An 8,307-nucleotide genomic window follows, 5' to 3' on the forward strand; every position below is an offset into this window, starting at 1 on the left:
GAAAGACGAGACGACATCCACGAAGCCTTCCTCGGCCTCGCCACCTGCCTCATCACACACCGCCACGTCCAACGCCTTTGTTAGGACCTCTTAGAGGGAGCCGCCTACAGATCATCAGCTCTGTCAGGATCGGCGCGACGGCGGAGAGGTGAACCCCGCTGGCCTCGCGCCGACTTCGTCTGGCAGGGGCGGCAGGAATCGAACCTGCGGCATCCGGTTTTGGAGACCGGCGCTCTGGCCAGCTGAGCTACGCCCCTTCGGTAGGAGTCAGCGTGGCATGACCGACCGGTTCTTCTCCAAGGGATTTCTACTCAGAGAAGCCGCAGGACGCCGCCGACCTTGCCGAGGATGCGTGCGGCGCCGCCGGGATCGACTCGAAGGACAGGTTGCGCGGCATCAGCCACACCTGTCCGTCCTGTCGCTTCAAGACCTTCACGGTGGCCTCGTCGTCCAGGAGCGCGGCGACGATGTCGCCATAGTCGGCGCTGTTCTGGCGCCGTACGGTCACGATGTCGCCGTCGCAGATGGGTGCAGCTCTTCTCCAGTGAGTCCTTCTGAGTTCGGTCGTTGCTGATCGTGGGCGGTTTGCCGGATCGTCGTGTCCAGGGGCCCGCATCGGATGCACCGTGTCGGCAAGCACCTCCACGATGTCCGCGTAACCACGCGACAGCGCCTCCAGCCTCAGTTCTGCTGACCACGGCGGCACCAGACGCACCCCCACCGGCGAGCCGGCCTCGCCACGCCTTCCAGCGGGGTGAGGGCGTTCTGGCAGGTGCGGCCACAGGCGGCGGCGTGGCGCCAGCTCACCCCAGGGGACCCGCACGCCTTCCCATGATGTCGATCGCCCGGCGCGCGTCGGCGGGCAGCCGGAGTGTTCCGCCGAGAGCGAGGGCGGAATGGGAGGTGTCAGCGGAGGGCGTCCCGGGCGGGGCAGGCCCCGCTGCGCCCGGTGTCGAGAGCAGATTGCGTGGCGGGACGGGATCTCGAGTTGATCTCGGTCTGGCCTGGGTGGGGCATTATGACGACCATGAAAGGGTAAAGCCCGCAGGTGGAAGCTCAGGACAACCTCAATGCATAGTCCCTACATAGCGGACACATAATCGCCGATGTGGACGATCTTGCTTTGAAATCGGATGATGACACTCCGCTTATCTTCCTGGAGGCGTGATTAGATCCCGACTACCGCGAGTCAGACCAGCTCGACGGAACGTTTCTGCAGGGTGCGCTGTCCCTGCAACCAGCAAGGGGGATCCTTGTCCACCTCCATCAACACGAGACCTGCGGGCCGTGCCCTGTGGGCCGTCTGCGCCACGGCTCTCGTCGCCGGTATGGCCGCTGTTCCCCAAGTCATCGCGCCGGGCAGCGCGGCGGCAGCCGATGCCTGCGCAACGAGTGTGGCCACTTACGTGTGGGAAACCCCGGGCGGGCCGGATCCGGTGAACCTCGCCCGGCCGCGCACGTTGCGCAAGTACGTCGACTGGGGCCCCAAGACGGGTGAAGGCACGATGATCGATACCGGGGCCACCGCCACCGTCCCCGGCACCAGCAGGCTCTTTACCGGCGGTCAGGGTGTGATTTACGAGATCACCTTCAACAACACGGTCAAGGCGTACAAGGACAGCAGCGCCAGCGGTGGCTCGCTGTTGACCCCGGTCAAGACGTACAACCTGGCCTGGAACGGCGTGAGGCGGGCCTGGTCCAACGGCAAGCGCATCTTCACGCAGGACACCGACGGCGTCGTGACGGTCTTTCAGCAGAGCGAGCCCGCGACCGGCGCCGGCACCATCACCAAGATGGCCACGCTTCCTGCTTCGCCCCGACTCGGCGAGATCACCGGGGCCACGAGCGTGTGGATGGTGGGCAATACCATCTACACCCTTGCCGACGGCAGCATCACACATCGCAAATACGTCGAGGTGATGGGCATGACGGGTAATGTCCTGTCGGCTTCGCTGGACCCCACCATCACTGACGCCAGCGGCCTCACGGACGCGGTGACGGCCTGGAGCCCTGGCCCTGGAGTTTTCGATACCAAGACGTCGGCAGCGGATTACTCCGGCATCATCCGCAGGTACACCGGATCGCCAGCCACGCTTGCCCAGGATGAGGTGAGTACCGGTATCTACGGACAGGTCTTCGCCGACACCGCGTCCTGCCTGGCGGACCTGGCCGTCGACGCGAAGCCCGTCTACGGCGCGCCGCCGGAGTCGGCCGGTGCGGACGTGCCGGTGACCACGCCCGATGACTCCGATGCGCAGATGTCCCGCACCGTGTCGGGCAAGTTCACCCTCGGCGACGGGCAGGGCGCGCCGGGGTTGCCGGTGCTGGTGACTGCGCTGGATGCCGGTATCGAGCAGACGGACGGCTCGACCCAGCAGACGGCGCTCGGTACCACGACGACCGCGGCCGACGGCTCCTGGTCGGTGACGCTGCCGGAGACGCTGCCTGCCGAGGTGCAGACGGAAGTCGATGACAACGGTGGCTCGCTGAACCTTTCCGCTACGGTCGACGGCAAGACCTCCTCCGGCGTGCCCGTGCTTGGTGTCGACACCCTGGTTGCGGCCACCGAGGACCCCGACACCGGCCGACCCACGACGTTCGCCGCCGGAGCCGCGGACAGCGGGCACAGCGTGACGCTGGTACCGACCTCGGCGGACGGCTCGCTCTCAGGGTCTGAGCCCACCGAAGAGCAGATGAACCAGACGTACGCAGCCGAGGTGGAAAAGAGCCCTGTCGCCGACGACGCGCCGGATCCGCTGTGGCAGTCGGACAAGGGCAAGCTGTCCTCGACCTACAACCCTTACCTGATCAACGGCAAGGACATCAGCAGCGAGAAGGTCACTCCCTACGAGGGCGGCAGCTGCCAGACCATGAAGTACAAGGAGAGCTCGAAGACTGCCTACACCACGGTGGGCGAAGCACACGCCTACTGGGACGCGAAGGCCGGATACTCGTACAACGACACCCTGTCCAGCACAATTGACATCGCGGTCAACAGCAGCGGCAGCTGGTCGATCGGCAATGGCAAGGCCGTGTCGAAGTCCACCGGCCGGACGATGGGCTTCGCCAACAAGGGCCCGTACTACGGCCACCAGTTCAAGGTGCCGCTGGAGTACGTCAAGTACGAGTACGTCCGCTACTGCGGCGGCTACCCCCACTCGCGGTGGAAGCAGATCGAACCAAACCGCTACAAGGTGCCTGGCGGCTGGGCGGTGTCGAAGATTGGCAAGGACGTGTCGAAGAAGGACGGCCCGACGCCCTACGCGAAGTCGCCGAAGAGGAACCGGGGGATCGTGCCTCGGGGGACCTTCTGGGAGCTGAACCGCACCAAGAGCATAAAGTGGTCCAATGCCGTGACGGTCTACGGGGTGACATTGAGCGCGTCCACCCAGTACGACCGTCAGCATGCCCAGCGGATCACCGCCGGCACCAAGCAGGCCGAGCACACCATCTGGGGGAAGAATGGCAGCCTCGACGGCAAGCCAGGCGTCTTCTTCTCCTACTAGGAGACGCGGCATCCTGCTCACCTGCCTGCTGGCGAGCGTGTTCACGGCGGCCGGATGCACGACCGACTCAGGCGACAGCCGTGTGACGGAAGGCAGGGCCCTCAACGGCGGGATGCAGTCCACCGGCCGGGCCGGCACCGAACACGCCCAGGTCGGCGAGGTGTTCTGGGCGGCACTGCCGCTGCCGACGAACACCTCCAACGATCCCGTGACGATCAGCAAGGCCCGCTTCACCGAAGTCCCGAAGGGACTGAAAGTCGGCGAGTACCGGGTCCTCAACGTGAACGAGGTAGGCGGAGTCATCTTTCTCGCCTACGAGGGCGGAAAGTACGGCACACGCGATCCGGAGAAATTCAAGAACTACGCCGGTGAGCCCATCCGTCTGAAGGCCAAGGCAGGCAGCGACTACTACTACGCGGCGAAGGTCACCGTGACGGGGCCAGTAAAGGGCGACCTCGGAGGCTGCCGCTACTGGTACGAACAAGACAAGGATCAGCACTGGCAGGAAGTTCCATGCCAGACCACGATCCAGCTGGGGGATCCCCTCCCGGCGAGCGGCTGAAAACGCGGGTGCCCTCACAACGCTGTGAGGGCACCCAGCTGTGAGGGCGTGCCTCGCAGGCGTCAGATCCGGGCGGACGACCAGCGCGAGCCGGAGTGCTCGCTCAGCAGAGGGATCCCGATCAGCTCGAACCGGTCCGGTGCGGAGGCCAGGATCCGGTGCACCTCGTAGGGCATGTGTCGGAAGTCCTCTGGGTTGGTTGATGTGAGTGCGCGGGGGCGGAGTTACCGATATGTCGGACCGGTGGAGCTGATGGTTGCGGTCCGGCCTGGCAGCGGCGGGTGCCGGATCAGCTCGGCAGCTGAATTCGACGACTGGATCGCTGGGCGATCGGCGGCAGAGCTGACGGAGCCGTTCACCTTCGTGGTCGGCACGGACGGTGCGCTCCGGCTGGCGCCGCGACGGAGCGAGCACGTGGCCTGTGCCGGCGGAGCCATGGTTCTGAGTGCCGGCGAGATCGGTTTCGTGCGCGAGGCGGCCCGGTGGGCCGTGAGCGAGGTCAGCAACCAGTCCACCGGGTATTGCCCCGACGTCGGCTCCTGGTCGGAAGTTGCTCGTGCTCTGGACGACTTGGGGCTCGAACGGCCCTCCGGCTTCACCCACGAAGTGGTGTTCCGGCGATGCCCCGGCTGCCAGGAACGCAATATCGTGCGCGAGGACGACTTCGTCTGTGTCTTCTGTGGCAGCGATCTGCCGGAGACGTGGAACATAGATCCCACCGTGTGACGGCCATGGGCATTGAAGAGGGGGTGCCATGGGTCTGTGTCTGTTTCCTGGTGGTGAAGACGTCGATGGGCTGGATGCTTGTTTCTCGTATGGGGGCTTTACTCAGTTCCGTCGCCGGCTGGCTCTCGCGGAAGGGTTCAGCCTCGACGAGATGGTGGGCTTCGGCGGGGACCGGCCATGGACAGATGTCTCAACCGAACTGGAACCCCTTCTCAACCACCCGGATGATCACAGCGAGGACCTGTCGGCAGCGGACTGCGTTGCTGTCCTGCCCCGGTTGGAGGCCGTCCTCGAACACTGGTCGCAGGAAGAGCCTCGCGATGTGGGCACGGAACGACACGTCGAGGACGCTCAGCGGCTGGTAGCCGTGTTGCGTATCTGCGTCGACAAGAATGTCGCTCTCTTCTTCGGATAACGACCCTGCCCCCGGAGTCGCCACCGCGGGCGGAGGGGCATCCACTCAGGCAGCATCGTCCCGGTCTCCTTCGAGATCTCCCGCAGCTCATTGCACCGGACTCGTAGAGCCCCCGAAACTGCCGCAACTCAAGCCAACGATGCGGCTCCAAGACCACCATCAACCGCCCTCCGGTGACCCCGAACAGACGACAGAGACTCGCGGCCCTCACCCTGAACCGCATCAACAATGGTGCACTCTCATCCGTACGAAGTGGCGCACGATCACTTGTACGCCGACACGGGAAGTCGCTGTCGAACACCAGCTGGCGGGGCGGCCGGTCGGCGGAATCCCACTCGTCCAGGCGGTGGAGGAAGCCGCGGAGTTTGCTCAGCCGGTCACGGACAGTGTGCCGGTGCAGCGGTCCGCCGCGGGCGGCCGGACGCTCCAGCAGCCACTGCCGATAGCGTTCGACGTGCCGCCGCTTGAGCTCGGCGACGCAGGTCACGGCGGTGTCTTCGGTGGACACAAGCAGGGCGAACTCCCGCAGCGTCAGCTCGGCGTTCTGTTCGATTTTCTGTGCAAGCGACACCCCGGGGCCAGGTGCGCCCACGTGTGACTGAACACTTCAGCTGGCCAGTTGAGCGTGGCGTTCTCGAAGGTCGGCAGCCTCTCATCGGAGCGACGTTCCACACGCCCGATCAGGAAGCTTCCATCGCAGCGCGCGCCGTGTCGACGAACCGTTCCAGGTGCAGCAGGTACGTCCCCTGCACTTCGCCGAAGCGAGCGCGCGCGTCCGCGTCACCGCAGGTGATGTGCCCCAGGCAACGGTTGACGTTCCGCGCGGCGTCCAGAACGGCCTGGGCCGCTTCGGCGGTGGGGGGCGGCCCTTCCAGGACGACTACACGGACGCCGTGCATGAGCGGATCGTAGGCCTCGCGCAGCTCCGAACGCAGTTCCTCGAAGCGCGTCAGCTGGTGGTCCGGGTCGGAGATCTGGTGGAACGCGTCCACAACCCTCCGGTACAGCTCACCGACGACGTGAGCGTGTCCCATCACCTCGAGGTACGCGGCCCGCCGCAACTCCCTCACCCGTTCTCGGTGCTGGGCCTGTGCCGAAGCTTCGGCCTGGACCCGGGCAGCCCGCACATTTCCCAGGTTGGTCACCCAGCTCGCAAGCACGGCCGTGCCGCCGGTGAGAGCCGCGACCCACACCCCGATGTCCCCCATGCCGATCAGTGTCGGTGAGGCCCCAGCGCCTGTCGAGGACGCCTGGCGGCCCATCCATCCTGGCCGTGGCCAACTGAAGCGCTCAGTCACACCACGACGCCGGAAGCGTCCACGGCGCCCGTGGCCAGACCTGGTTGAGGTTGACAGGTCAGCTTCTGGAGGACGGGCGGGTGAAGAGGGCCTTGAGCAGGCCAGTCGGCTGGCGGGCGATGTCGGTGCGGCATTCGGGACAGTGCCGGCCGTCCTCAGGCGGGGCGTACGGGTAGCCGTGGCCGGGCATGCCGGTGATGGGCAGGCCCGCACCGCTCGCAGGGAGCGGGCGGCAGCTCGGGAGGAGTTGCTGCGGCGGCCGCGGCCATCTGCTCGCGGTCCTGCGCCAGCTGTTGGGCCCGCTCCTGGCGCTCGCGTTCCCATTGCTCCTCACGCCGGCAGCGCTGCTCCTCGTCGCGTAGCTGCCAGGCGTCCTCGTCGTCGGGGTTGGTCAGAGCGTCGGTGAGGGTTTCCCACTGGCGGTGTCCGCAGCGCCACCACACCTCTCCTAGCGGCCCCGACTCCTGCAGACGTGGCAGCGTGGTGAAGACGAGCGGGATGGCGTCCGCGTAGTTCTGGTAGCCGTCGGTGTGGTCGCCCGGGCCGCCCATGCGCTCGAAGCGCCCCGCCCAGACGTCGCGGGTCAGGTCCAGGACCCGGTTCATCCGGTTCTTCAACGCCTGCTCGCCGGTACGGATGCCCGGGTTGAACACCACCGCGATGGGCGGGTGCCCCTCCCGGCCGGTAGACGGATACAGGGTGCGCCAGGCCGGGATCTCCCGGCCCTGTGCGTCCTTGGCCTTGCGGCGGAAGTAGTCGCGGTAGCGGTCGAACTTCGCCGCCAGGCGCTCCGGCGACTCCGTGCAGTTGTCGACCTCCACCAGCAGCACCGGCACCCCCGCGTCCGGGGCGAGCAGCACCGCGTCGGCCTGGACGACGGAACGAGACCGGCCGCTGCCGCTGCCGGACAGGACGTGCGCCACCTCCGTCGACCAGGACGCCACCGCGCCGATCCCCGACGCTCCTGGGGCGGGCACCTGCCGCGGCACCGCAGGCGCAGGCGTAGGTGTGGTCCGGGGTACGGGGCGGGTGGACTCGGGGGCGGTCCGGGTGATGGCGATGATGGTCTCGTTGACCGCCATCGCGTGCGGAGCTCCGGAGCGGGCCGCGCCGCGTGCGGTGCCGCCCATCTCACTGACGGGACGCGAGAGGACTTCAGCCGCCGCGTCCAGCCCGAGCGGGGTCAGTCCCCACAGCTTGTTGCCGTCCCGCGCGCTCCCCTCCGAGAGCACCAGCCCATGCCGGGACAAGTCCAGGCACGCATTGCGCACCGCCTTGTTGTCCTTGTGCCCCGGACACATCAGCCGCCGGATCTGATCCGCGCTGGCCACCTTCAAGACCCCGAGCGCGGCGAGCACCTGCGCGCGCACCGCCCCGGTCGATCCATACGGGTAGGTCTTCGAGCCACCCACCACCCCACCCCTCCCCTGCACACTGTGCGCGGCCCCTTCGGTCTGCGCAGCCACGGGCCCGGCGGCGCAGGGCCCACGACCCTGCGGCCGGGCCTGCGCGAGCACTTCACGCGCGCGGGTGCGGAGATCCCCTCCGCGACGGTGCCTTTCAAAGACATGCAGGAACGCATGCTCTTCTCCGAGGCCCTGGACACGGTCAGGCTCCTGGAGGAGGGCGTCCTGACCTCGGTCGCCGACGCCAACATCGGCTCGATCTTCTGCATCGGCTTCCCCGGCTGGACGGGCGGCGTCCTCTAGGGCCCGTCTTCAAAGATCATTGAATGGTGGATCATGGTGGGGTGATACGTCGTCATGAACTCACCGATCAGGAGTGGGAGTTACTCGCTCC

The 8,307-nt window shown here is 66.9% G+C and carries 6 protein-coding genes, 1 tRNA gene and 2 pseudogenes; 5 read left to right on the top strand and 4 right to left on the bottom strand.

The annotated features are described in order from the left end of the window. Nucleotides 1-180: 180 nt before the first annotated feature. Both ACZ56U_RS39825 and ACZ56U_RS39830 read right to left on the bottom strand, forming a co-directional pair. Nucleotides 181-257 (bottom strand) — tRNA-Trp (locus tag ACZ56U_RS39825). Nucleotides 258-311: 54 nt separating this feature from the next. Continuing rightward, a pseudogene (locus ACZ56U_RS39830) lies at nucleotides 312-532 on the bottom strand (LexA family protein); the annotation flags it as partial. 721 nt (nucleotides 533-1,253) lie between these two features. On the opposite strand from ACZ56U_RS39830, the gene ACZ56U_RS39835 reads away from it, so the two are divergent. The 4 genes from ACZ56U_RS39835 to ACZ56U_RS39850 all read left to right on the top strand — a co-directional run bounded on the left by ACZ56U_RS39835 (nucleotide 1,254) and on the right by ACZ56U_RS39850 (nucleotide 5,209). Continuing rightward, a complete protein-coding gene (locus ACZ56U_RS39835; protein ID WP_469088836.1) occupies nucleotides 1,254-3,506 on the top strand; it encodes a hypothetical protein in 2,253 nt (750 codons plus the stop codon). Continuing rightward, the gene (locus tag ACZ56U_RS39840; protein ID WP_469088837.1) at nucleotides 3,463-4,068 is read left to right on the top strand and encodes a hypothetical protein; all 606 of its coding nucleotides are present in this window, start codon (nucleotides 3,463-3,465) and stop codon (nucleotides 4,066-4,068) included. The genes ACZ56U_RS39835 and ACZ56U_RS39840 overlap by 44 nt, the downstream gene beginning before the upstream one ends. A 252-nt stretch (nucleotides 4,069-4,320) precedes the next feature. Next, nucleotides 4,321-4,794: a hypothetical protein gene (locus ACZ56U_RS39845; RefSeq protein ID WP_469088841.1), complete on the top strand. Its 474-nt coding sequence runs from the start codon at nucleotides 4,321-4,323 to the stop codon at nucleotides 4,792-4,794. A 28-nt stretch (nucleotides 4,795-4,822) separates the two neighbouring features. Next, nucleotides 4,823-5,209, top strand: coding sequence for a hypothetical protein (locus ACZ56U_RS39850; RefSeq protein ID WP_469088838.1), 387 nt, complete (start codon nucleotides 4,823-4,825; stop codon nucleotides 5,207-5,209). A gap of 680 nt (nucleotides 5,210-5,889) precedes the next feature. Here the strand turns inward: ACZ56U_RS39850 and ACZ56U_RS39855 are convergent. Both ACZ56U_RS39855 and ACZ56U_RS39860 read right to left on the bottom strand, forming a co-directional pair. Then, nucleotides 5,890-6,471: a hypothetical protein gene (locus ACZ56U_RS39855; protein WP_469088839.1), complete on the bottom strand. Its 582-nt coding sequence runs from the start codon at nucleotides 6,469-6,471 to the stop codon at nucleotides 5,890-5,892. Between the two features lie 191 nt (nucleotides 6,472-6,662). Next, nucleotides 6,663-7,919, bottom strand: coding sequence for a replication-relaxation family protein (locus ACZ56U_RS39860; protein ID WP_469088840.1), 1,257 nt, complete (start codon nucleotides 7,917-7,919; stop codon nucleotides 6,663-6,665). 81 nt (nucleotides 7,920-8,000) lie between these two features. On the opposite strand from ACZ56U_RS39860, the pseudogene ACZ56U_RS39865 reads away from it, so the two are divergent. Continuing rightward, nucleotides 8,001-8,213 (top strand): annotated as a pseudogene (locus tag ACZ56U_RS39865) (hypothetical protein); the annotation flags it as partial. Nucleotides 8,214-8,307: the final 94 nt, after the last annotated feature.

The organism is Streptomyces sp. NPDC034103 (assembly GCF_055575395.1).

Coding starts and splice junctions, on each gene's coding strand:
- ACZ56U_RS39855 (WP_469088839.1), bottom strand. CDS start 6,471: ATGGGCCGCCAGGCGTCCTCGACAGGCGCTGGGGCCTCACCGACACTG.
- ACZ56U_RS39850 (WP_469088838.1), top strand. CDS start 4,823: ATGGGTCTGTGTCTGTTTCCTGGTGGTGAAGACGTCGATGGGCTGGAT.
- ACZ56U_RS39845 (WP_469088841.1), top strand. CDS start 4,321: ATGGTTGCGGTCCGGCCTGGCAGCGGCGGGTGCCGGATCAGCTCGGCA.
- ACZ56U_RS39840 (WP_469088837.1), top strand. CDS start 3,463: ATGGCAGCCTCGACGGCAAGCCAGGCGTCTTCTTCTCCTACTAGGAGA.